General features: G+C 46.9%; 22 protein-coding genes. 4 read left to right on the forward strand and 18 right to left on the reverse strand.

Translation table 11 applies throughout. The features are described 5' to 3' along the window. Nucleotides 1–28 precede the first annotated feature (28 nt). The 6 genes from MKY85_RS16560 to MKY85_RS16585 all read right to left on the reverse strand — a co-directional run bounded on the left by MKY85_RS16560 (nt 29) and on the right by MKY85_RS16585 (nt 4795). Nucleotides 29–511: a hypothetical protein gene (locus MKY85_RS16560; protein ID WP_342570180.1), complete on the reverse strand. Its 483-nt coding sequence runs from the start codon at nt 509–511 to the stop codon at nt 29–31. A 165-nt stretch (nt 512–676) separates the two neighbouring features. Continuing rightward, nucleotides 677–1792, reverse strand: a complete 1116-nt coding sequence (locus MKY85_RS16565; RefSeq protein WP_342570182.1) for a zinc ABC transporter substrate-binding protein — start codon at nt 1790–1792, stop codon at nt 677–679. Then, entirely contained in the window at nt 1789–2673 is an 885-nt protein-coding gene (locus tag MKY85_RS16570; protein WP_342570184.1) for a metal ABC transporter permease, read from the reverse strand. The genes MKY85_RS16565 and MKY85_RS16570 overlap by 4 nt, the downstream gene beginning before the upstream one ends. Further along, nucleotides 2619–3326, reverse strand: coding sequence for a metal ABC transporter ATP-binding protein (locus MKY85_RS16575; RefSeq protein ID WP_342570186.1), 708 nt, complete (start codon nt 3324–3326; stop codon nt 2619–2621). Before MKY85_RS16575 ends, MKY85_RS16570 begins: the two co-directional genes overlap by 55 nt. Nucleotides 3327–3375: 49 nt before the next feature. Continuing rightward, nucleotides 3376–3525, reverse strand: a complete 150-nt coding sequence (gene rpmG / locus MKY85_RS16580) for a 50S ribosomal protein L33 (protein ID WP_036613813.1) — start codon at nt 3523–3525, stop codon at nt 3376–3378. A gap of 70 nt (nt 3526–3595) precedes the next feature. After that, on the reverse strand, nt 3596–4795 hold the full coding sequence (locus MKY85_RS16585; protein ID WP_342570201.1) for a GTP-binding protein: 1200 nt from the start codon (nt 4793–4795) through the stop codon (nt 3596–3598). A gap of 223 nt (nt 4796–5018) precedes the next feature. On the opposite strand from MKY85_RS16585, the gene MKY85_RS16590 reads away from it, so the two are divergent. Both MKY85_RS16590 and MKY85_RS16595 read left to right on the forward strand, forming a co-directional pair. Then, nucleotides 5019–6053 carry a permease gene (locus MKY85_RS16590; protein ID WP_342570202.1) on the forward strand — a complete coding sequence of 345 codons (1035 nt, stop codon included), beginning with the start codon at nt 5019–5021 and terminating at the stop codon, nt 6051–6053. Nucleotides 6054–6136: 83 nt separating this feature from the next. Continuing rightward, a complete protein-coding gene (locus MKY85_RS16595) occupies nt 6137–7126 on the forward strand; it encodes a TIGR03943 family protein (RefSeq protein ID WP_342570204.1) in 990 nt (329 codons plus the stop codon). 119 nt (nt 7127–7245) lie between these two features. Here the strand turns inward: MKY85_RS16595 and MKY85_RS16600 are convergent, their stop codons facing one another. The 6 genes from MKY85_RS16600 to MKY85_RS16625 form a co-directional block, all read right to left on the reverse strand. Then, entirely contained in the window at nt 7246–8547 is a 1302-nt protein-coding gene (locus MKY85_RS16600) for a pyrimidine-nucleoside phosphorylase (RefSeq protein ID WP_342570205.1), read from the reverse strand. A 284-nt stretch (nt 8548–8831) separates the two neighbouring features. After that, nucleotides 8832–9539 (reverse strand): purine-nucleoside phosphorylase, encoded by a 708-nt coding sequence (gene deoD, locus MKY85_RS16605; RefSeq protein WP_017688193.1) that lies wholly within the window; start codon nt 9537–9539, stop codon nt 8832–8834. A gap of 95 nt (nt 9540–9634) precedes the next feature. After that, a complete protein-coding gene (deoB, locus tag MKY85_RS16610; protein ID WP_342570206.1) occupies nt 9635–10813 on the reverse strand; it encodes a phosphopentomutase in 1179 nt (392 codons plus the stop codon). 29 nt (nt 10814–10842) lie between these two features. After that, on the reverse strand, nt 10843–12030 hold the full coding sequence (locus MKY85_RS16615; RefSeq protein ID WP_339234246.1) for a NupC/NupG family nucleoside CNT transporter: 1188 nt from the start codon (nt 12028–12030) through the stop codon (nt 10843–10845). Between the two features lie 228 nt (nt 12031–12258). Next, a complete protein-coding gene (deoC, locus tag MKY85_RS16620; protein WP_339243108.1) occupies nt 12259–12909 on the reverse strand; it encodes a deoxyribose-phosphate aldolase in 651 nt (216 codons plus the stop codon). A gap of 214 nt (nt 12910–13123) precedes the next feature. Further along, the gene (locus MKY85_RS16625) at nt 13124–14062 is read right to left on the reverse strand and encodes a sugar-binding transcriptional regulator (RefSeq protein ID WP_062836066.1); all 939 of its coding nucleotides are present in this window, start codon (nt 14060–14062) and stop codon (nt 13124–13126) included. 235 nt (nt 14063–14297) lie between these two features. On the opposite strand from MKY85_RS16625, the gene MKY85_RS16630 reads away from it, so the two are divergent. Then, a complete protein-coding gene (locus MKY85_RS16630; RefSeq protein ID WP_342573405.1) occupies nt 14298–14924 on the forward strand; it encodes an FMN-dependent NADH-azoreductase in 627 nt (208 codons plus the stop codon). A gap of 160 nt (nt 14925–15084) precedes the next feature. Here MKY85_RS16630 and MKY85_RS16635 read toward each other — a convergent pair whose 3' ends face one another. From MKY85_RS16635 to MKY85_RS16650, 4 genes are all read right to left on the reverse strand, one after another. After that, nucleotides 15085–15435 (reverse strand): hypothetical protein, encoded by a 351-nt coding sequence (locus MKY85_RS16635; protein WP_339255693.1) that lies wholly within the window; start codon nt 15433–15435, stop codon nt 15085–15087. A 358-nt stretch (nt 15436–15793) separates the two neighbouring features. After that, nucleotides 15794–16456, reverse strand: a complete 663-nt coding sequence (locus MKY85_RS16640) for a class II aldolase/adducin family protein (RefSeq protein WP_339234253.1) — start codon at nt 16454–16456, stop codon at nt 15794–15796. 71 nt (nt 16457–16527) lie between these two features. Beyond that, nucleotides 16528–18015, reverse strand: a complete 1488-nt coding sequence (locus MKY85_RS16645; RefSeq protein ID WP_342570207.1) for a rhamnulokinase family protein — start codon at nt 18013–18015, stop codon at nt 16528–16530. Nucleotides 18016–18140: 125 nt separating this feature from the next. Continuing rightward, a complete protein-coding gene (locus MKY85_RS16650) occupies nt 18141–19931 on the reverse strand; it encodes an L-fucose isomerase (protein WP_342570208.1) in 1791 nt (596 codons plus the stop codon). Between the two features lie 410 nt (nt 19932–20341). Between MKY85_RS16650 and MKY85_RS16655 the strand changes: the two genes are divergently transcribed. Next, complete coding sequence (locus MKY85_RS16655) at nt 20342–21355, forward strand: LacI family DNA-binding transcriptional regulator (protein WP_342570209.1); 1014 nt, start codon at nt 20342–20344, stop codon at nt 21353–21355. Nucleotides 21356–21690: 335 nt separating this feature from the next. On the opposite strand, the gene MKY85_RS16660 is transcribed toward MKY85_RS16655, so the two are convergent. Together MKY85_RS16660 and MKY85_RS16665 are read right to left on the reverse strand one after the other, a co-directional pair. Next, entirely contained in the window at nt 21691–22584 is an 894-nt protein-coding gene (locus MKY85_RS16660; protein ID WP_342570210.1) for an NAD-dependent epimerase/dehydratase family protein, read from the reverse strand. A gap of 27 nt (nt 22585–22611) precedes the next feature. Beyond that, complete coding sequence (locus MKY85_RS16665; protein WP_342570211.1) at nt 22612–23334, reverse strand: SAM-dependent methyltransferase; 723 nt, start codon at nt 23332–23334, stop codon at nt 22612–22614. Nucleotides 23335–23352: the final 18 nt, after the last annotated feature.

The following is a 23352-nucleotide window of genomic DNA, read 5'->3' on the forward strand; positions in this document are numbered from 1 at the left end:
TTTACCTTCAAATAAACAAGCCTATCCTTTATACTACGCTTTTTTCACTCGATTCGTTTCGGCTTCCGAACTGTAATGCGCATTGCTCCATCCACCAGCAGAAGCTCCGATTGTGTCCAATGAAAAAAGAAGATAGATCATAGCGGCCTTTTTCGGCCTCTAGCGTAACGAGCAATCGATTCCGCATCCGATGGAGCGCGTAGTGCACGAATTGATCGGCAACTTCACTTTGTACCAGAGTAACATAAGCATAGAGGGAATGATCGACAGGTTCATCAAGCGGACTCACCCCTGCACATGAAAATTCCGTCGTTACCCCCTGTTTCTGAAGGATGGACAATGCGTTCACGAGCTCGGCATCAACTTCAACACCGTTCCACATCTCCGTTTTCTTCGCGGAAACCGTATGTTTGTCGCGTTCCGTCCAGTGCATCAGCTCCAGCTTGCGCCGTCTCCACAGATGGACAGGCTGTTCACTTAGCAGCACTTCATGTTCTTCATTTAAATTCATCCAATGCGTCCTCCTGTTCTCCTTGATCCGGTCACCTCATCAACAAAGAGAGAGCACATCCCTGTGCTCTCTGCTTCGCAAAAAGGCAAAGGAATGACACTCCCATTCCTCAGCATGTTGTATTATTGTACCTTTTTCAGTGAAAGGCATCAAACTGATCTTTAATTATTCGTTCAGTGCCAGTTTCAGAGCCTCCAGATTCTGTCTCATCACACTAATGTAGTCCATTCCCGACGCGATCTCTTTCTCGGTGAGTCCCTCAATCGGGTTCAGTACTGCCGTCTTGGCTCCCACTTCACTTGCAATCGTCTCAGACACTTTGGAGGACACCAGTGTTTCGAAGAAAATCGTTTTCACCTGATGCTCTTTTGCAAAGTCAATGACGGATGCCATCTGCGCTGCCGAAGGTTCTTGTTCCGGAGACAATCCTGCGATGGGCACCTGTTGCAATCCATATTCCTGTGCAAGGTAGCCAAATGCAGCGTGTTGTGTGATGAAATCCTTGCGTTTGCTATCCGCCACAGCCGACTTGAAGTCTTGATCCAGTGACTCCAGCTGAGCAACGTAGGCATCTGCATTCTTCTTGAACTGTTCAGCATGTTCCGGGGCAGCCTGTGCCAATCCCGCTTCAATATTACGTACTTCTTTGACAGCCAGTGCAGGTGACAGCCATACGTGGGGATCCAGTCCACCGTGATCGTGATCATGTCCTTCTTCCGCCTCAGCGTCATGATCATGGTCGTGTTCTTCCGTAGTCACTTCAACCGCATGATCGTGGTCGTGTTCATCTGTAGTCGCTCCATTCGCATGGTCATGATCGTGTTCTGTTGCCTCAGAATCTCCATGATGGTGATCATGTTCTCCACCTTCAAGCAGGTTGATGCCTTTGCTTGCCTCCACCTGAATGAGCGAAGCATTGCTCAAACTTCCAGTGACCTGATCCATCCATGTTTCCATACCCGCACCGTTGTATACAAGTACATCCGCTTTTTCAATGCTGGCAATGTCCTGTGGAGTGGGCTCCCAATCATGAGGCTCCATCCCTGCTGGAACGAGCGTATGCACCTCTGCCAGATCCCCTGCCACATTTTTGGTGAACTCGTACATCGGGTAGAAGCTGACCTGTACGTTTAGTTTGGCAGCTTCACTCTCTGTGGAGATTGCATTATTGGTACCTGTAGAGCTTGCATTCGTATCTGAAGCGGATTTTTGTCCGCATCCTGCAACGATAAGTGTAAGACTGAACAATAATCCGAGCGTAGCTTTTTTACTGAATTTCATGGTGATGTTTTCCTCCTTGAATGGTTGACCCGAATGACGTGCTGTGATTTTGTTTCTCTGCGGTGACGCTTGCGATTGTATCGTGCAATCAGCTTTTGCGCTGATATTCCAGTCAATAGAAAGACCAGCAGGATAAGAGCAATTGTTCCTCCTGGAGGTGTATTTAGATGGTAAGATGTTGTGAGTCCGCTAAAAATACCGATTAATCCTGTAATTACCGCGACAATAATCGCTGCTGTAAAACTTCGAGACACTCTCAGTGCCAAGGCAGCGGGCAGTACTATGAGAGCTGATACCAACAACACACCGACAATGGGCATGGCTGAAGCTACAGTCATTCCTGTCAGAATGGCAAAGGCAAACGATAATCCTTTCACCTGAACACCCCCTATGGAAGCTGTCTCTTCATCAAAGGTAAAGCTGTACAAAGGTCTGCGTAACAGAATGAAAAAAAGTAAACCAAACACACATACACTTGCCATCATCCACAACTGTATATCGCTAACTGCGACAATTGATCCGAATAAGTATGAGCTGAATGCCTTCGACAGATTAGTTTGGAGACTCATTAACACTACAGCAAGGGCCAGCCCCGAAGTCATGATGATCGCTACTGGTACCTCACTGTAGGTTCGGTAACTTCGCCGCAGTTGTTCAACCAATAATGCACCGATCAATGCGACAGCGAATCCACAGATGACCGGGTTAAGATTCATGACTGAACCGAGCGCAACCCCTGCGAGTGAGACGTGGGATAACGTGTCTGCCATTAGTACCTGCCGCCTGAGCATCAGATAGACTCCGAGAATTGGAGCGATGACTCCAATCAGTCCCCCTGCCCAGAAGGCACGTTGCATGAATTCGTACTCAAACACTGCCATTCCTCACTTTCTTGCCGCTCCAGAGTTATCGTTCGGTCCAATCGATCTCCCATTTCTTCCAGCCCGTGAGTAACCATAATAATGGTGATCCCATGTTCATCAGCATAGTGGCGCATCAGATTGTAGAATCCTTCACGACTGTGGCGGTCCATTCCTGTTGTAGGCTCATCCAGTACCAGAACCTGCGGTTGCCCAGCCATCGCTCTCGCGATACAGATCCTCTGCTTCTGTCCACCGGACAGTTCACCAACTCGTGTATTCCGATACTCCCACATGCCAACTTCACGCAAACTGCGTTCAACGATGGCATCCTGCTCTGCTGTGAATCTGCGGAATAGTCCCAGCTTGGTGTAACACCCTGACCGAACCAGTTCAATTACGGTGCTGGGGAATCCACTATTAAACGATGCCACCTGCTGGGGCACATAACCGATATTGGAGTTGTTCCCACGTTTCAACTGTGGATTCATATGTATCGTGCCGCTCCAGGGCTTGAGCAGCCCCAGCAGCAGCTTTAACAGGGTCGTTTTGGCAGAGCCATTGGGACCTGTAATGCCTATGAACTCTCCCACATGGATATCCAGCGACAGTTGATCAATGACTGGCTCTTTGCCATATCCAAATACAACATCACGCATGGAAGATAGGATCATGCCGCTCCCTCTTTTCGTAAATTTTACGATTTAAAAATATCAAAAAAATTTATCTGGTTTCCCGGTGGATCGTCATTTTCTTCAAACGTGGGGAATACTTTTTCATCTCAAGTCTCTCCGGATGGTTACGCTTATTTTTGGTTGTTGTGTAGTTGCGATCGCCGCACTCGGTGCAGGCTAAGGTTACAATGACTCTCATGGTTGTTGCCTCCTCTTATTTAATCGTAATAATTACTATTTAATGATATTAGCCTATGCCTTTTCTTTTGTCAACTCCACGCCGGAAAAGGATCTTTCAATTCACGCCAGTTCAATTGCATCTCCTCCTCCGTAAGAAGAGTCTCATCCAAAGTACGTTCAATCTCCGCCCTGTTCATGTCAATACCGATGAATACCAATTTCGTTACCCGGTCACCCCACTCATCATCCCAATCCGGTATGTTTGGTAATGTATCGCCAAAGTGAAGTTGCCTTTCCTCCTCACTCATCGCACCTACCCATATTCCTGCTGGCGCAAGTTGCTTCGATGTCCCTGCATGACTGAACGAAATCGCCATATGGTTCCTTGTCGCCAGCCACATCAGACCCTTGGATCGCACGATGCTATCTGGATATTTGGCAATCCAACGCAGCAAGCGTTCCGGGTGGAATGGACGTTTACGATGATAGACAAATGAATGTATTCCATATTCTTCGGTCTCGGGTGTATGCTCCTCTTTCATTAATTCGCGGATCCAACCCGCGGACTGGCTTGCTTTTTCAAAATCAAAACGTCCTGTATTCAATATTTCTCTCGGATCAATCTGCCCATGTGTGGTGCGAATCAGCCTGGCTTCCGGTTGCATGGCGTGTAGTGCCTTCTCAAGCTTCGTCAGTTCTTCCTCCGACACCAGATCACATTTATTCAAAATCAGCACATCACAGAATTCCACTTGGTCCGTCAACAGATGAACAATTCCTCGAACATCGTCCTCGCCGGCTTCCTGTCCGCGGTCCTTCAATGTTTCTTTGGAATAAAAATCACGCCAGAACTGGGCAGCATCAACAACCGTAACCATCGTGTCCAGACGAGTGAATTTCGTCAAATCAATGCCGAGTTCCTCATCAATATACGTAAACGTCTGTGCAACAGGCACCGGCTCTCCAATACCCGTGGATTCAATCAATATGTAGTCAAAAGAACCATCCAGCGCCAGCCGCTCAACTTCTTTCAGCAGATCCTCCCGCAACGTGCAGCAGATGCAACCATTCGACATCTCTACCAGCTTTTCATCAATACGTGATAATCCTCCACCATCTCGTATTAAGCCTGCATCGATGTTAACCTCACTAAGATCATTCACGATGACAGCAACCCGCATTCCCTCGCGATTATGAAGCACATGATTGAGCAGTGTCGTTTTGCCTGCACCCAAATATCCACTAAGTACGGTTACTGGAACCCGATGTTGAACCTGTTGATCTGACATTTCTACTTCCTCCACTCTGTTTAAGTTGTAGCCTTAATCGTAATTATTACCATTAATCATGATCAATCCGAACTATACCTCAGTTTTCTTTAGATTGTCAACTCTACTATGATAAAGAATCTTGATTAATCGTAAAAATGTTGATTAGAACACAGAAATGATGTATGTTGCTGCACGTACAAGCATATATTTTAGCAAAGTCCTAGTTGTGGAGGTCTGTTTCATGAAAATGGCAGCCAATCTGAAGCTCCTGTCCTTCCTGATCCCTTGTGCATTTCTTGTTCCCGTGTTGATCACGATGGCTCCAGATCTGAAGGAAGCATGGAACAGTGAAGCTTTGCAAAATATGAAAACCGTATTCATAGGTATTTTCCTTGAAGCCGCACCGTTTCTGCTCATGGGTGTGCTATTATCTTCGCTCATGCAGTGGTTCGTATCCGAAGAAATGGTCCGCAGACTTACGCCTAAGAACCCGATCGGCGGTGTGCTGGTTGCGGGGCTGCTTGGTATTATTTTTCCTATCTGTGAATGTGGCATGATCCCGGTCGTAAGAAGGTTGATGCACAAAGGCATGCCTGCCTATATCGCAGTTACGTTCATCTTGAGTGGGCCTGTAGTGAATCCCATCGTATTTACCGCAACCTTGCTCGCCTTTCCCTCCCATCCTGAGATTACCATTGCCCGCATGGGACTGGCCTTTGCCGTGGCAGCTTCCATAGGTGGATTGGTATATGTGTTCGTTCGTCGAAATCCCCTTCGATTGCCAAAAGTTGCAGTGACAGAGGTCAAGACGCATCCTGGATTTAAAATGGCTCAACCTCATGCTCATGCAAATGCTCATGAACACAACCATGTGAAAAACTGGCGCAGCTTCTTCATTCATGCCGGAGATGAATTTATCGATATGAGCAAATATCTGGTGATCGGTGCCCTGATTACAGCCTGCATCCAGACATTCATTAGCCGCAGCGATCTCATCTCACTTGGCAATGGTCCTGTCGCCTCCTATGTGTTTATGATGGCCTTTGCTTATGTACTGTCTCTCTGCTCCACTTCGGATGCTTTTGTGGCTTCTGCGTTCTCACATACGTTTGCACTGGGGCCGCTGGTATCCTTCCTTGTGTTAGGTCCGATGCTGGATTTCAAAAGCACGCTTATGCTACTCTCGACCTTCCGTACCCGGTTTGTTATCGGTCTAAGTCTGGCGATTATCACACTCGTCTTTGTCGGCTCTTGGTTGATTAACCTGCTGGTATAAACGTTGAGCAACATACTTCATGACCTGAATGGTTAACCCCATGAACTTTCATCCTAACTATGATATAGAAATGAGGTGATGATATGAACCACACTGTTTATACGATAACCAAATCTCCTGTTCCAAGATCACACTTCATCCAATGGCATAACCTGATCCGTGCAGGATGGATCGGCGGGTTAGCAGTATACATTATTCACTTGAATTCGAGTGATTCTCTTCATTATTATTTGGCACCAACGATGCAAAAACTGCTGTTATGCTGCCCTGTTCCCTTTTTATTTATTGCTGTTATCATGGCTTGGCATGGATTATTCGGCAGAAACGAGGTTCATTGCGACTGTGAACATCCACCGCCTTCCGGTTTGCTACGCAGCTCGTTAGTCTATGGTCTGATTGCTATTCCCTTGTTGCTGGGATTTCTGTTACCTGATCGGGCTCTTGGCAGCTCTATGGCCAGTCAGAAAGGCATGTCTCTCACCTATGCTCCTCCGGAGATTCGTCGTAAAGAGCCTTTACCTGAAACAGTAAAATTAAATGTACAGGATCTTGCACAGCAAAAACAGCAACAAACTGCTGTTACATCTACAACGGCCACTACCGTGCAATTTGTACCGCCGGATGAGTACAGCCGTGAATTCGCAGAACTGGCAGAGAAGTTGTATGCCGAACAGGTCATTCGAGTCTATCCTGAAATTTTCTCTGAAACACTCGGCACGATCGATATGTTCCAGCGACAATTTGCAGGCAAAGATATCTCGTTATCCGGGTTTGTTTATCGGGACAAAAGCATGGATCATGAATCACATTTTGCACTCGGACGATTTCTCGTCATGTGCTGTCCTGCTGATGCTGCTCCCTTCGGCGTCATGGTTCACATCCCAGAAGCAAATAATTTCCCTACTGACAGCTGGGTGAAAATCGATGGCACCATCGGCTCTGCACAAGTAGATGGCAAAGATACCATTGAGATTCGTGCAACAAAGGTGACACCTGTATCCGAGCCGTCCACGCCATACATTTATACAAGTGCCGATTCCGTAATGGCGTATGAACAAATTAAGAGCCGATAATCGCTATCATTAACAGCGGGCTCTTCAACGACAAAAAAGCCCCAAAACTATGGATTTCATAGTCTGGGGCTTTCGTGTTCAGTCAGATATTAGATTAGATCTCATCTGCTCTGATTGTATTATTCTGTTACGATATCATGAACCAATACAGGAGCATCGGCATGATCCGCAATCGTAATGTTTTCTTTGATCTTCGCAATGACATCTGCTACATCTTCACGGTTGGCATGGATCGTTACGAGGGACTCACCAGCTTTGACTGTGTCACCGACTTTTTTGTTCAGCATCAGACCAACCGCGAGATCGATTTCAGACTCTTTTGTTGCACGGCCCGCGCCGAGCAGCATTGCAGCCGTTCCGATTTCGTCAGCGACGATTCCGGCAACATATCCGTCTTTGTCTGCTGGTACTTCAATCAGGTACTGTGCTTGTGGCAAACGATCTGGATGATCCACAACCGAAGCGTCTCCGCCTTGGTTTGCCAGGAAATCTTTGAATTTCTCCAGTGCTTTACCGTTCTGGATCACTTCTTTCAATTTCTCCTCAGCATGCTCCAAGGAATCTGCCTTACCAGCAAGGAATACCATCTGACGTCCAAGTGCCAGACACAATTCTTCCAGATCTTTCGGGCCTTTACCTTGCAGGGTAAGGATAGCTTCTTTTACTTCAAGCGCGTTACCGATCGCCAGACCCAGTGGTTGGGACATGTCGGAGATAACCGCCATCGTTTTACGTCCAACATTGTTACCAATGCTAACCATAGCATGTGCCAATTCTTTAGCATCTTCCGTTGTTTTCATAAATGCACCAGCACCCGTTTTAACATCCAATACAATCGCATCTGCACCTGCTGCAATTTTCTTGCTCATGATGGAGCTGGCGATCAGTGGGATGGAGTTAACGGTAGCTGTTACATCACGCAGAGCATAGAGCTTCTTGTCAGCTGGCGTGAGGTTACCACTTTGTCCAATAACAGCAACCTTATGCTCGTTGACGAGACGAATGAACTCTTCTTTTTCAAGCTCTACGTGGAATCCAGCTACGGACTCCAGCTTGTCTGTTGTACCACCTGTGTGACCAAGTCCACGTCCGGACATTTTAGCAACAGGGACATCAAGCGCAGCAACGAGCGGAGCGAGTACCAATGTTGTTGTATCGCCCACTCCTCCTGTGGAGTGCTTGTCTACTTTGATTCCTTCGATAGCAGACAGGTCAATCGTTTCACCGGAATTCACCATCGACATAGTCAAATCCGCGCGTTCCTTGTCTGTCATATCTTTGAAGAATACCGCCATCGCCCATGCGCTGACTTGATAGTCCGGGATCTCTCCTTGTGTATATCCTTGAACAACAAAATCAATCTCAGCTGTTGTCAGTTCTTTACCGTCGCGTTTCTTGGCAATAATGTCTACCATTCTCATGATGATCTCTCCTTGTGTGTGAAATTGATTGTATAGAACACTTTGTAGTTAATCCGTTCCGGCCCCGGATCGTTCTTATGATCGCTGTTGTCTCCAAGTTTTTTTGATCCATTTTACAATGGAGAAAACTCGGAGACAGCGTATCCTTCCGAAGCAGCTTTCTTTCAGAAAGCTTTTAGGCGAACGCTAACGCTTCTTCAGAATCGATTCCGGGTCCTTCACTCCGTGCTTAAAACAAAAGTTTCGATCAAAATCAAATGATGTTTGAATATAATATGCAACAATTACAGTGTGATTGCTGTGTCCAGAGCCACTACCATCATGTCGTTAAACGTTTTTTGACGCTCTTCGGCAGATGTTTCTTCGCCTGTCAGCAAGTGGTCACTTACTGTCAGGATGGTCAGTGCGTTAACACCGAACTTGGCAGCGATGGTGTACAGTGCTGTTGTTTCCATCTCTACGCCGAGTACGCCGTGCTTCATCAATTTCTCAGTGACGGAACGGTCATCACGGTAGAATGAATCGGAGCTGAACACGTTACCGACATGAATCTTCATGCCTTTAGCTGTTGCACGGTCATATGCTTCTTTCAGCAGAGAGAACGTAGCGATTGGCGAGAAGTCATATCCACCAAATACATGTTTGTTCATGCTGGAATCCGTACATGCTGCTTGTGCAAGGATGACGTCACGTACACGTACATGCTCCTGCATACCGCCGCAAGTCCCTACACGAATCAGGTTTTTCACGCCATATTCACTGATTAACTCGTTAGCATAGATTGCAAAAGACGGAATGCCCATCCCTGAACCTTGTACCGAAATCCGGTGTCCTTGATATGTACCTGTGTAACCGAGCATTCCACGAACCTCGTTGTAACATACAACATCTTCGAGGTACGTATCTGCAATATACTTCGCGCGCAAAGGGTCTCCTGGCAATAGGATTGTTTCTGCGATATCTCCGGGTTTTGCTCCAATATGTGTACTCATGAATGAATCTCCTCCAGTTATATATTTAGTCTATTATGATGGCAGGAACCGGAGCAGCCTCAACTACTCCGACATCCCCTATCCAGTTTTAAAACCTATTTCAAATCTTTAAGGAAGCTGGTGCCGTATTCTGGCATTTTCACTCCAAAGTTCTCAGCTACGGTTGCACCAAGGTCAGCAAAAGTGTTGCGCAGATCAAGCTGTTTGCCCTCGCTGAAGCGCGGAGAATAGGCAAGCAGCGGAACATATTCACGTGTATGATCTGTACCACGGTAAGTTGGATCGTTACCATGATCAGCTGTAATCAGCAGCAGGTCATCGTTGGTCATTTTGGCAAAAATCTCTGGCAGTCTTGCATCATAGTCTTCAAGCGCCTGAGCATACCCTTGTGGATCACGACGGTGACCATATAGGGCATCAAAGTCAACCAGGTTCAGGAAGCTGAGTCCAGTGAACTCTTCATCCATCGTTTTAGACAACTTGTCCATGCCATCCATGTTAGAAACGGTACGAACAGCCTTGGTTACACCTTCGCCATCATAAATATCTGCGATTTTACCCAAAGCAATCACATCAAATCCGCTATCTTGCAATTCATTCATAACCGTACGACCAAAAGGTTTGAGCGCGTAGTCATGACGATTCGCAGTACGTTTCCAGTTACCCGCTTCACCGACAAATGGACGTGCGATAATGCGGCCGAGCATATACGGATCTTCAAGTGTTATTTCACGGCAGAACTCACAGATCTCATACAGTTCTTTCAGTGGAACAACATCCTCATGTGCTGCAATTTGCAGTACGGAATCCGCGGAAGTATAGACGATGAGCGCGCCAGTTTCGACATGCTCTGCACCCAGTTCATCGAGAATTTCCGTGCCACTAGCCGGTTTGTTACCGATGACCTTCCGGCCCGTTTTCTCTTCAATACGCTGGATCAACTCATCGGGAAAACCATTCTCGAACACACGGAAAGGTGTATCAATGTAAAGACCCATCAGCTCCCAATGACCTGTCATGGTGTCTTTGCCTCTGGAGGCTTCCTGCATTTTGGTGTAATACGCTTTAGGTGCATCCGCTACAGGGACACCCTCAATTTCTTTGATGTTGGACAGTCCGAGACTGGCCATGTGAGGCATGTTCAGACCTCCGCGTTCACGTGCAATGTGACCAAAGGTATCTACATCAAAATCATCAAATTCTGCTGCATCCGGCGCCTCGCCGATCCCTACAGAATCCATAACAATCAGATGTACTCTTTTAAAAGTTGACATAATCTAAGCACTCCTTCCAATAATCCGGTTTACAAGAACAGTCCAGTAATAATCGCTGACAGCACGCTGACAAGCGATGCACCGTAAAGCAGCTTCAGACCGAAGCGGGCGACCACATTACCTTGCTTCTCATGGAGTCCCTTCACCGCACCAGCAATGATACCGATGGAGGAGAAGTTGGCGAACGACACGAGGAAGACGGATACGATACCCGTTGTTCTGGCAGACATTGCAGTCTCCTTCAAATTAAGCATAGCGACAAATTCGTTGGATACCATTTTGGTTGCCATAATACTTCCTGCCTGAATCGCTTCTTTCCATGGAACACCCATGATGAAGGCAAATGGTGCAAACACATAACCAAGCAGCTCTTGGAACGAAATGCCAAGCACCGAGCTGAAAACTCCGTTAACAAGGGCAATCAAAGCAACAAAACCGATTAACATCGCAGCTACGATGATAGCAACTTTGAATCCATCCAGGATGTACTCGCCGAGCATTTCGAAGAACGATTGTTTCTCTTCATCCTGCACTTCCAATATATCTTCTTCTTCCGTCACCCGATAAGGGTTAACGATCGAAGCAATGATAAAACCGCCAAATAGGTTCAGTACAAGAGCTGTAACCACATATTTCGGCTCGATCATGGTCATATAAGCACCAACGATGGACATCGAGACCGTGGACATCGCCGAAGCACACAAGGTGTACAGCCGATGTTTTGGCAACAACCCAATTTGTTTTTTCACAGAAATGAACACTTCAGATTGCCCCAGTACAGCCGAAGCAACCGCGTTATATGATTCCAGTTTGCCCATTCCGTTGATTTTGCTTAATACCAGACCAATATATTTTATAACAAAAGGCAAGATTCGGATATACTGCAATATCCCAATAAGTGCCGAGATGACAACAATCGGCATCAACACATTCAGGAAGAAGGGCGCCCCCCCGCTCTCTGCACCTACGGTAGTTAAACCCCCAAATACAAATGCGATACCTTCATTCGCATAGTCGAGTAAACTTTTAAATACGGTAGCGAAACCGCCAATTAAAAAAGTACCCACTCCTGTATTCAACAGAGCATAAGCTAGTATAACTTGCAAAACAATCATGATAGCCAGCGGCCGGTAACGTATCTGTTTTTTACCGTTGCTTGCGATATAAGCCAGTCCAAAAACAACGAGTAAGCCGATAATGGCAATTAGAAATTTCATTTGATCTCTCCTTTGAAGGTAGTTAAGCCGGATGTGAAATTCAGCTCAAAGGGTGCTTAAAGCATTTTTAACAGTAATCTTTCAGAAAACTTATGAAGCGCTTACAATAAGTTCCGTTAATTAAAATATAAGTGTAAATTGTATTCCCTGTACCTGAGACGAACGCTCAAGTACAGAGAACATAACATTACTTTTGTTGGATAAGCTTGTGCTTGTTCAACCTTTTGCTTAATAAGAAGATGTAGATTGACCGCCCTGCATAATCTTCACGCCAGAGCTTGCACCGATCCGAGTCGCACCCGCTTCAATCATTTTCTGCATATCTTCCAGGCTACGTACACCACCGGAAGCTTTAACGCCAACATCAGGACCTACAGTACGACGCATCAAAGCGATATCTTCTGGCGTTGCTCCACCTGTAGAGAAACCTGTAGAGGTTTTAACAAAATCAGCTCCAGCTCGTACAGCTGCCTGACAAGCACGTACTTTCTCATCATCCGTCAACAGACAAGTTTCAATAATAACTTTCACCAAAGCTTTACCCGCAGCCGCTTCAACGACAGCACGAATATCTTGTTCAACATAATCATCCTTGCCATCTTTCAAAGCACTGATGTTGATGACCATATCGACTTCAGTTGCACCTTTAGCAATCGCATCCTTGGTTTCGAAAGCTTTTGTTTCCGTTGTGGATGCTCCCAGAGGGAAACCAATAACGGTGCAGATGTCTACGCCAGTACCCTGCAACTGCTCAGCAGCATAAGCAACCCAACCTGGGTTAACACATACAGAAGCAAATTGATATTGCTTCGCTTCTTCGGTTAACTTGGCCATTTCACTTTGCGTTGCGTCCGCACGAAGCAACGTATGGTCGATCATTTTAGCTAATTGTGGTGTAGTCAATTGAATCTCTCCCTTATCTGAACTAGTTATTTTCTATACCCTTACACTAACATGAACATATGTAAAAATCAACTTGAACTTTTGTTCACACCTTGACTTACCGTTCTTGCTTCATTATATTTTCTGCCTAACAAAGCAAAACATCCGCCCTTTTTACGTGGCAGATGTTGTCATCCATATCCATTTGAAATTAGAACCGCAGTAATGCTTGGGCTGTGTACTGATCCGTAACCAAAATATTCGCATAATGACCTTTAAGCGCGGCGTGAATCGCTTCAATTTTTCGTTGACCTCCGGCGACCAGGATTGATTTTTCCTTATTTCTCAATTCAGCCAAGTCAATACCGACGGTTCTACTGTTAATCTCTTCACTGATCAACTGACCTTCCGCATCGAAAAAGCGTGAACAAATGTCACCTGCACCAGAGTTCATTAATAATTGTTGCTCTTCTTCATTGAAGTAACCGAGCCTGAACAGTAATGCATCTTCTTTCACAGTACCCACGGTGAACAAAGCGATGTTGGCCTGTCTGCCAAGTTCTACAATTCTGCCGATATGCCGATCGGCCTCCACCATGTTCTTCACTTCAATGTTGTCGAAAATAACGGGCAGTGGCAAATACCTTGGTACCGTGTGGAAAGCTTCAGCGAATAAATGTACAATCTCAGCGGCATACGTATTGACATGGGAGTGGCTTACTCCCCCCTTCAATTGTACAACTTCGACACCTTTAACCTGCTTGGGACGGAGCTGACGTGCTACGGCATGCATGGTTGTTCCCCAAGTCACCCCGATAATATCCGCATCCTGAACCGTCTCCTGAAGGTAGTCTGCTGCTCGTTTGCTGATATGCTTCTGTATTTCCTCATCACTCTTCAACGGGGCAAAACACACAAGTGCCGTATCCAGATCATATTTCGACTTGAGTTCTCCGGCAATGATATCGATATCCTCCAGCGGGTCCATTATTTCAATCCGGACGTATCCCCGATCTTTCGCATACTGAAGTAACCTTGATACGGTTGGACGCGACACGCCCAATCTTGCAGCAATATCCTGCTGGCTGTAATCGGACTGATAATACAATTTCGCTGCTTCAATGCTTAATCGTTGCTTCTCCAGGTCCATTCCCATGTGCGCTCATCTCACTCATCCCTATTATCGTTGGAACACAAATACTCGTCCTGTATATTATACATGGATTTAGTATCTGGTTACTATATAGCATTCAATTCAGTATCGGCTCCATCCATTCAATTCCTTTCTGACGTATAAAACGAGGAAAACGATGCATACTACTGCGGTCGCTTCATTATTGCCAAGATTGGTTCAACCATTAATCGCACAGAGAGGAAGAACAACATTGTCTACCTTATTGTATATTACTGCCCATCCTCATGATCATGAAACCTCCTTCAGCATGGCTACGGGCAAAGCATTTATTGATGCGTATCGTGAAAGTCACCCTTCCGATGAGATTGTTCACCTCGATCTGTATCGTTCCGATATTCCGCATATCGATGCGGATGTCTTCAGTGGCTGGGGCAAACTGCAATCGGGCAGTGACCTGACTTCGGAAGAGCAGGCGAAAGTAAGCCGTTTGAATGAACTGTCGGATCAATTTGCCTCAGCAGATAAATATGTTTTTGTAACCCCGATGTGGAACTTCTCATTTCCTCCCATTCTGAAGGCATATGTGGACTCTATCTGTGTGGCCGGCAAAACATTCCGGTATACAGAACAAGGTCCTGTTGGACTGTTGTCTGACAAAAAAGCGCTGCATATTCAAGCACGCGGTGGCATTTATTCCGAAGGCCCAGCGGCTCAGATGGAATCCGGTCATCGTTATCTAAGCATTATCATGTCATTTCTCGGTGTGCCGAAGCTTGATGGCATCTTTGTAGAGGGACATAATCAATATAAAGATCGTACAGATGAGATCAAGCAACAAGCCATTGAACAGGCGCGTACTTTCGCAAAACAGTTTTAGAGAGGTAGTTTCATCCCATCTTCTCGGTACTGAAAACCGAACTTTTTGAACACTCACTTAGAGTGTATTAAACAAAACTAAACCAAAAACAAAACCCGCGTGCGACCTAGGGATATTCCCAGGAAACACGCGGGTTTTCAATGTATAATCAACCTGGAGCTTATTGACGTCCAGCGCTGGCACGGCTCATCGTTTCAAGTTTACGTGTAATCGCATGACGGTCCACTTTCAATCCCCATATCATCTCGATAATCTGCTCTTTCTCTTCCGGATTGTCCGCATGCTTCAGTTGCATTAACAGCTCATGCATCTGTTCATTAATGCCTTCAAATTGGTTCCATAGATCCTGTCTTACCTCTGTTGAATCCAGATGATGATTCGCATCGACTTCTTCCTTCAATGCTTGCAGAATGGCATCTTTCCATTCGTCATCACCTAGCTGTTTCGCAATGTTCAGGAGATCCAGATAATCGTCAACAAGAAGTGAGTTCAATTCAGCATGTGTTTTCATCGTTTATTGCATCCCCTTTTCGTCTATTTACCAAGTATTATACTCGGTATTTCAGCATATGCAATAGCTGTCGGAAAAAGTTGCTTTATGTAGCCTGTGCCTATCCATTCAGATAGCTGCATAACAGTCCGCGTTCTGTTCCGCTTACGCCTGAACCAAGGCAGTAGAAAACCAACTACAACGCATTGTTCGGATTTGTGCTGATAGCCACGAATCCAACCTTCGATGCTTTCTAATTCAACAATAAAAAAGAGCATTTTACATCCTTTAGTCCAACGTTTAGCTGGAGGATGCAAACTGCCCTCATGGAAGTAATATTTTGAATCATGAACACACTCACGAAGGAACAAATAAGGTCTCAGGACTCGAGTTGTTGCAGCAACTGCACACGGTATGCTTCACTCTCAAGGGATTGAATTTCCTTGTATTCTTCGGCAGTAAGCACTTTGGGTTCCCCCGCTGCCTTGGCGATCATATACACCTTCGCACTTTCTTCCACGACCTGGGTGCGGTAATAGGCTTCACGGAGGTTTTTACCCGTTGTGACCAATCCGTGATTGACTAGAATGAGTGCCGTATGTTCCTCTACCTTTGCTGAGACTGCATCCGCGAGAAGTTTGGTCGTTGGCAGAACGTAAGGCACGAATCCGATATCACCCACCAATGCGGATTGATCCGGAAACAAGTGTGGCAATTCATTGAAAACGAGACTGAGTGCGATTGTATATGCCGGATGTGTATGTACAATGGCTTGAATATCCGGATTCACACGATAGCTGTACAGATGCATCAAGACTTCAGAGGAAGGGCGTGTTGCTCCGGCACGAGTCTCCCCTGTCTCGATATCAATTGCAATCCATTCTTCAGGCTCCAGATCTTCAAGCGCGTAACCACTCGGAGACAACAGCATCGTTCCCCCAGAGCGGGCACTCAGATTGCCGCCGGGTCCTACCACCAACCCTTGTGCAACTGCTCTGCGGGCATATTTCGTCAACTCTTCCCTTATTTGCTGTTCAGACATGTTCCTCACCACTCCTCGAACTTTTCTTTTTTAGCATTTTGCGTCCATGCTCATTACTTTGAATCTGTTCATTACCTTTTTATGTGATTCAGACTTTGGTAGTTTTCATAAGCTTCTTGCCACACCTCTGTATCCTCAGGTTCATAGGTCTCGGGGGAAAAGGAAGCAGCCATGACCTCCCGAACCTCGGCCAAGCTACTCACTTCTCCATGGGCAAGGAATTGCAACATGCAATTCCCGGCTGAAGTCGCCTCTGCGGGGCCTGCCACCACCGGTACACCGGCTACATTGGCTGTAAACTGGCACAATAGTCCATTGTGCACACCGCCACCAACCATATGAATGACACAAGGTCTTGTACCTGTAATCAACTGCAGTTCATCCAGCGTCTGTCTGAATTCCAGAGCAAGACTTTCCAGAATGCAGCGTACAACCGCTCCAGTCGTTTCAGGTACAGTCTGTCCGCTGGCGCATTGTTGCCGTATTCGCTCAACCATATTCCCTGGCGCCAAATATACGCTATCTCCCGGCGATACGTAACTTTGATGCGGCGTTGCCAAGGCAGCCAGCTGAACCAGTTCTTCATGTGTGAAACGTTGATTCTCCTGTTCCCATTGCCGTTTGCATTCCTGTAGCAGCCACAGACCTGAACGATTTTTCAGGGTACGCACTTTACCACTTACGGTGCCTTCATTGGTGAATCCCAATGCACGGCTTCGGTCATCCAATACAGGTGTATCACGCTCCACACCCATAAGAGACCAGGTTCCACAGCTGATAAAAGCGAAATTCGAATCCATCGCAGGGATGGCTGCCAAGGCAGATGCGGTATCATGTGAGCCCACAGAGACCACCTGCATCGGTCCAGTCCGTAATTCGGCGCACAACTCAGGTGTTAAATTGCCCAGTATGGTACCAGGCTGAACGAGTTTTGGAAATAATGTTTCCGGTAGACCGAGACGCCCGAACAGGTGCTTATTCCATCGCGCCTCACCTGCATGCAACAGCCCGCTGGTACTTGCAATCGTATATTCACAAACCTGCTGACCGGATAGATAATAGTGAAACAAATCCGGCATAAATAACATGCGTACATCCGGATGCAAACCTTCGACATGCTCTCGCACACTACCTAACAGTTGAAATACGGTGTTGATCTGCTGCGGCAGAACGCCAGACATGGCGTACAGTTCTTCTTCTTTCACAAGGTGCAGAACTTCTTCCATCCACTGCGCATTGCGTGCTTCCCTATAGTGACGTGGGTTCGAGCACAATCTTCCCGCACCATCCACCAATCCATAGTCCACTCCCCACGTATCCACAGCTATTGAACGGACCGATGGAGAGATGCCTTGCGTCCCTTTCACAATGCCTTGTTTTAATTCATGAAAAAGTCGCAGGAAATCCCAATACAATCCGCCCCCCAGCTGCACGGGTTCATTGTTGAATCGATGTACTTCTTGTAACGAGAGTTTGCTTCCATCAAAAGAACCCCGGACTACACGTCCACTACCAGCACCGTAATCGGCAGCAAGCACATGTGTTGCTTGATCGCCCAATCTACCAAGCCTCCTTAACGCTACGCGATGAGCCGTATTCAAGTTCTGAACACAGCTTTCAAGAGAACGCCATGGTACCTTCATTTCACAAGGAACATGGCGTTTGACAGGAATGGAACTTTATTTTAACGATACAACGGGCCAAACACACTGCAAGCACGGTAGTCTGCACTCTCGGGTTCACTGGTGCCGAATAATCCCCATGCACGCGGGCGGAAAATCTCCGATTCTGGTACATTATGCATATTTACCGGAATGCGAAGCATGGAAGCGAGCGTAATCAGATCAGCACCGATGTGTCCATACGAGATGGAGCCATGGTTCGCACCCCACTGATTCATGACCTCGTATACGGAAGTAAACGCTCCTGCCCCGGTTAGAACAGGTGCAAACCAGGTGGATGGCCAGGTTGGATCTGTCCGTTGATCCAGCGTATCATGCACGGCTTCAGGCAGATCGACCGTGTAACCCTGAGCGATCTGCAGCACTGGTCCCAGTCCTTTGACAAGATTGAGACGTGTCATCGTTACGGGCATACCACCTTTGGTCAGGAAATCCGCAGAATAGCCGCCTCCGCGGAAATATTCAACGGATGCCGGTCTCCACGATGTTGCTTTCAGACAGTCCTGAACTTCCTCATCTGAAATTTCCCAGAAAGGCTTAAGGACAGGCTTCCCGTCTCTGGACTGTTGTCCTGTGCCATCCAAAGCTGCGGAACCGGAGTTAATCAGATGCAAAATGCCATCCTTCGCGTTTCCTTCCAACTGATGCCCCGTCACACGCTGTACCGAATCCGGACTCCAATACGTACGTACATCAGCGAAGATCTGAGCCGTATGTGTGAGCAACGAACCGAACAACATCGATACGCCATTTAAGCTATCATTCTCTGTTGCAACCAGATAAGGTGCGCGCTTGCCATTCCAGTCAAAGGAAGAGTTTAATATCGACTCCAGAAAATCTCCGTTCGGAGAATGATCCGTCCACTGCCGTTGTCCCTGGAAGCCGGATACAATCGCGTGGTGGCCCATCGATTCCTCTGTAAACCCAAGCTCTGCCAATCTCGGGTTGCCCGCCATCAAGTCACGCACGATTTGGGTCATTTTCACAACCGTTTCCCATTCGTACTCTTTGCGTTTACGATCCGTTTGCAGATGGGCAGCGTTGTTATCCGGACCTTCGCTACAATTCTCCTTCACCCATGCCAGCGCGAGCTTATACTCCTCGGGGTCGTAGATTTCTTCTTCGATACGGCGAGTAAGTTCGCTCATATCCACGTATTCATTGCGCATACCCAAATACTCCTGGAAAAATGAATCATTCACAATCGAACCCGCAATTCCCATGGATACCGATCCAATGGACAGATACGCTTGCCCTTTCAAGGTAGCGGCTGCAAGACCCGCACGGCTGAACCGGAGCAATTTCTCACGCACATCATCAGGAATCGTTGTATCCCCGCCGTCTTGCACATCCTCTCCATAGATCCCAAAGGCCGGAATCCCCTTCTGTGCGTGGGCAGAGAGTACCGCTGCCAGATATACTGCACCCGGACGTTCAGTCCCGTTAAAACCCCAGATGGCAGTAGGGATGGATGGCGACATATCCATGGTTTCCGTACCATAACACCAGCATGGTGTCACGGTGATCGTTACGCCCACATTGGAACGACTGAACAGTTCAGATGCTGCGGCCGCCTCGGCCACACCGCCAATACAAGTCTCAGCGACAACACATTCCACCGCGGAACCGTCCGGGTAACGCAGTTCGGCTGCAAGCAGCTCGGCAACGGATGTCGCCATCCGCATCGTCTGCTCTTCCAGTGACTCACGGACCCCTTTGCGTCTTCCATCAATCGTTGGACGAATACCAATCTTGGGGAAAGCCTGCTTATAACGATAATCCTGATGTGTCATACTAAAGTGTCCTCCTTCAATCGTTTCATAGAATTTGGGTTGAATTGAGAAATCTTTTGTCTGATCCAGGTGTATTGAATGGCATGAGATAGTGACGGTATTACAACCGATACCCGGGTGGCACACAAGAACTGCATATACAGATTATCAAGAGCTTTCTCGAATATTGAATGCGTTTACATGTTTGAAAAAATACAATAAACCATTTCATTAATCAGCTATATATGTAGTTCCTCTATTCTAGAAAATGGAACGTGCATGAGCGAATTTAACAAAATGGTTTATGTAGTAATGACGTTCAGAACCCTTAGGGTTATCGGTAACCCTAACATAGCATGAGCCTATCTTGCTGTCAATTGGCATTATCCTATAGAATGGTAAGACTATGTTGCGGAAAGGTTAGATCTCTTATGATTACCATTTACGATATTGCCAAAAAAGCCAACGTCTCCGCCATGACGGTCTCCAAGGTGATTAACCATACAGGCCGCATAAGTTCCGCTACACGTGAACGTGTGCAGCAGGTAATCGACGAACTTGGCTACATCCCGAACTCGAATGCGCGCAGCCTTGTGCTTCAGCGAACCCAGATGCTCTCGCTGCTTATTACGGATATTACCAACCCTTTTTATACAACACTCGCCCGTGGTGCAGAGGATGCAGCCCATCTTCAAGGGTACCGTCTTTTATTTGGCAACAGTGATGAGGATTACAATAAGGAAAAGGACTACATGGATGCGATTCTGTCAACTCGCGTCGATGGTGTACTCTTTGCCCCGGCTGGAGATCGTTCTCTCCCTCATCTGAAACAGTTGCAGGAACGTCACATTCCGTTTGTCTTTCTGGACCGGACCGTCCCTGGCATTACGTCCGATATCATTGCTGGAGATAGCCGGGAAGGCGCAATTGAGCTAATCCGCTATCTGGTGCAATTGGGGCACCGGCGCATTGCTCTGGTTAATGGCTCTTCCGAGGTTTCTACCGCCAGACTGCGGGAGGAAGGTTATATAGAGGGTATACGTGAGGCCGGAGCTGAGATCGATCCCGAGCTTGTGCTTCGAACAGGGTACCGGAATTTCACCGATGAAGAGGGACTGGATCGACTACTCTCACAACCGGAGCAACCAACCGCTATTTTTGCAGCCAACAACATGCTGGCGATTGGGGTCATCCGACTTTTGCGCAAACGTGGACTACGTGTACCAGAAGACATATCTGTCGTGTGCTTCGACGATCTGGATCTGGCTTCTGCCTTTGATCCTTTTCTGACCGTAGCGGCACAGCCTGCATATGACTTCGGGTTTCAGGGGGTGCAGATGCTGATTGACAGGATTGAGGGAAAAGCCCCTTCCAAGCCCCAAACCATCATTTTACCGTCAGAAATGCGCATAAGGGCTTCTGCCTCTGCCCCACGAGAGCCATAATAGAGTTAAGCACGTGAGTTGACTAAATAAGTGAACTAAAAATTATTTACACTGACACTACGATAACAGAACAACCTTCCAATCGCTGTTATCCCCAGATTTTTCCATTCCCTTTTAAAGGGGAAATCCGGAGATAAAGGCGAACGCTTCGCTTTTTCAGTTTTTTCTGTCCTCTCCGTTATTGTGTAAATGATTAGTCCCACTTATCTGGATTAGGTCACGTTCAAATTCTGAAAAAAAGTACAACATAAAGAGGGTGCACCAGAGATTACGCTCTGGTTGCACCCTCTTTATGTTCATTCCGTGGTATTTCAGTTCCATCCAAGGCGGTATTTCTAACGCTCTGACTGTAATGCGAGAGCGACCTCACGAACGAGTCCTGGGAACCAGTCCATCAGAGGTTCAAACGTATATCCAGCTTGTTCTGCCTTCGTTGTCTCCATCGTCCATGATTGCTCAACGCCGAAGGGAGACATATCTTCTTTCACCGTTTCCGTGAGGATCTGGGACTGCATGCCCGTGACCGTCTCGATCAGATGTATCATGGCTGACAACGTAATCGCACCCTTGGAGGCTGCATTCACCGGCCCGGTAATGGACGAATGTCCAAGCCAGGCAAGGAATCTTGCCGCTTCGGTGGAATTGATAAATCCAATCTCTGCATCCGGATTTGGCATGCCAATCGGTTTTCCTTTTTGCACATGTTCAATATGAAAATGGAGTCTTCTCGTATAATCATCAATCCCGAGTACAATTGGAATACGCATCGCTACGACCGGGAAATCCGCTTCCTGAAAAAAGACAGCCTCTGCAAGCCGTTTACCTTCTCCGTACGAAAAATCCTCCGCACTCCCATACTGTAATGGATATGTATACGGGTCAAAATCCGTTTCCTTAAATCCAGGTCTGGGATCACCGTACACCGAGAGTGTGGATGTCAAAACGTATCTTTTGGTTCGCCCAGCGAATGCCTCGCATGCCGATTTTGCCGCATCTGGTGTATAACAGATATTGTCGTACACGACATCCCACATGTCTGTCTGCGCAACCTCTGCCAGAGATTCCGGGTCTTCACGATCCATCTTGATCCGGTTCACTTCGGGTCCGAAGTCGACATCCGTTTTACCACGAGTGGCGACTGTGATCTGCGACTTCCCTTCCCACAGTAAGTGATCCACGAGACGTTTGCCAAAAAAGCGTGTACCCCCAAGTATAAGGACTTTATTCATCCGAAAAACCTCCTATCTTGTTCAATTCTATTTAACAATGTGAAGCATGGTGTGAGCATTCCGTTGAAACTCATATGACGTTGGTTCTTCGGAAACGGCGTATCCACGCTGTTCGAGTATTAATTTTAATTCATCCATGTGCTTGTAACGTTCGCCAGACAGATCCACTGTTGGGAAAATGCGAACCTCTCGTTTGCTCACACGCAGCAGCTCCATTACGGTTGCAACATGAAAATCAACATGCAATCGATCCGCATACGTAAACAGGAAATGAGCGGATAACGTCAGATCGAATTGTTCATCGGCAAAAGGAAGATCCGGGAGCGCAGACGCCACATAACGGTCAGGGAACATTCTCATATCTGCGATGCAATCTGTGATGGCACGAGTTCGCTCTTCCTTTAACCCCTGGATTGATCCAAATTGATCCCACACATATATGTTTTGCACGGGTTCCATCTGTTTCATCGTATGCTCAATATCCTGATATCCCTTTACTTCAAGCTCGTCGATCCCGTATTCGTAGGCAATATCTATCGCTATGGGGTCTGCACCCAACTTGCGCGCCTGACTGCTGAACGAACATGCTCCGCCGGGACAATCCAGAATCGACTTGCCAGTAATCTCCTCTACCGTTAAGTTGAACATTTTCATATATTCCTCGAAGGTTCTTCCTATAAAGACAATCTGTGACAATTCCAAACCACCAGAATCATTGGAGAGTTTGTTGCTCTGCTCATCTCTGCTCATCTCGTCTCAGCTACCTTT

It is taken from the genome of Paenibacillus sp. FSL R5-0749 (genome assembly GCF_038595085.1).
Taxonomy (GTDB): domain Bacteria; phylum Bacillota; class Bacilli; order Paenibacillales; family Paenibacillaceae; genus Paenibacillus.

Coding starts and splice junctions, on each gene's coding strand:
- MKY85_RS16560 (WP_342570180.1), bottom strand. CDS start 511: ATGAATTTAAATGAAGAACATGAAGTGCTGCTAAGTGAACAGCCTGTC.
- MKY85_RS16565 (WP_342570182.1), bottom strand. CDS start 1,792: ATGAAATTCAGTAAAAAAGCTACGCTCGGATTATTGTTCAGTCTTACA.
- MKY85_RS16570 (WP_342570184.1), bottom strand. CDS start 2,673: ATGGCAGTGTTTGAGTACGAATTCATGCAACGTGCCTTCTGGGCAGGG.
- MKY85_RS16575 (WP_342570186.1), bottom strand. CDS start 3,326: ATGATCCTATCTTCCATGCGTGATGTTGTATTTGGATATGGCAAAGAG.
- rpmG (WP_036613813.1), bottom strand. CDS start 3,525: ATGAGAGTCATTGTAACCTTAGCCTGCACCGAGTGCGGCGATCGCAAC.
- MKY85_RS16585 (WP_342570201.1), bottom strand. CDS start 4,795: ATGTCAGATCAACAGGTTCAACATCGGGTTCCAGTAACCGTACTTAGT.
- MKY85_RS16590 (WP_342570202.1), top strand. CDS start 5,019: ATGAAAATGGCAGCCAATCTGAAGCTCCTGTCCTTCCTGATCCCTTGT.
- MKY85_RS16595 (WP_342570204.1), top strand. CDS start 6,137: ATGAACCACACTGTTTATACGATAACCAAATCTCCTGTTCCAAGATCA.
- MKY85_RS16600 (WP_342570205.1), bottom strand. CDS start 8,547: ATGAGAATGGTAGACATTATTGCCAAGAAACGCGACGGTAAAGAACTG.
- deoD (WP_017688193.1), bottom strand. CDS start 9,539: ATGAGTACACATATTGGAGCAAAACCCGGAGATATCGCAGAAACAATC.
- deoB (WP_342570206.1), bottom strand. CDS start 10,813: ATGTCAACTTTTAAAAGAGTACATCTGATTGTTATGGATTCTGTAGGG.
- MKY85_RS16615 (WP_339234246.1), bottom strand. CDS start 12,030: ATGAAATTTCTAATTGCCATTATCGGCTTACTCGTTGTTTTTGGACTG.
- deoC (WP_339243108.1), bottom strand. CDS start 12,909: ATGATCGACCATACGTTGCTTCGTGCGGACGCAACGCAAAGTGAAATG.
- MKY85_RS16625 (WP_062836066.1), bottom strand. CDS start 14,062: ATGGACCTGGAGAAGCAACGATTAAGCATTGAAGCAGCGAAATTGTAT.
- MKY85_RS16635 (WP_339255693.1), bottom strand. CDS start 15,435: ATGAAAACACATGCTGAATTGAACTCACTTCTTGTTGACGATTATCTG.
- MKY85_RS16640 (WP_339234253.1), bottom strand. CDS start 16,456: ATGTCTGAACAGCAAATAAGGGAAGAGTTGACGAAATATGCCCGCAGA.
- MKY85_RS16650 (WP_342570208.1), bottom strand. CDS start 19,931: ATGACACATCAGGATTATCGTTATAAGCAGGCTTTCCCCAAGATTGGT.
- MKY85_RS16655 (WP_342570209.1), top strand. CDS start 20,342: ATGATTACCATTTACGATATTGCCAAAAAAGCCAACGTCTCCGCCATG.
- MKY85_RS16660 (WP_342570210.1), bottom strand. CDS start 22,584: ATGAATAAAGTCCTTATACTTGGGGGTACACGCTTTTTTGGCAAACGT.
- MKY85_RS16665 (WP_342570211.1), bottom strand. CDS start 23,334: ATGAGCAGAGATGAGCAGAGCAACAAACTCTCCAATGATTCTGGTGGT.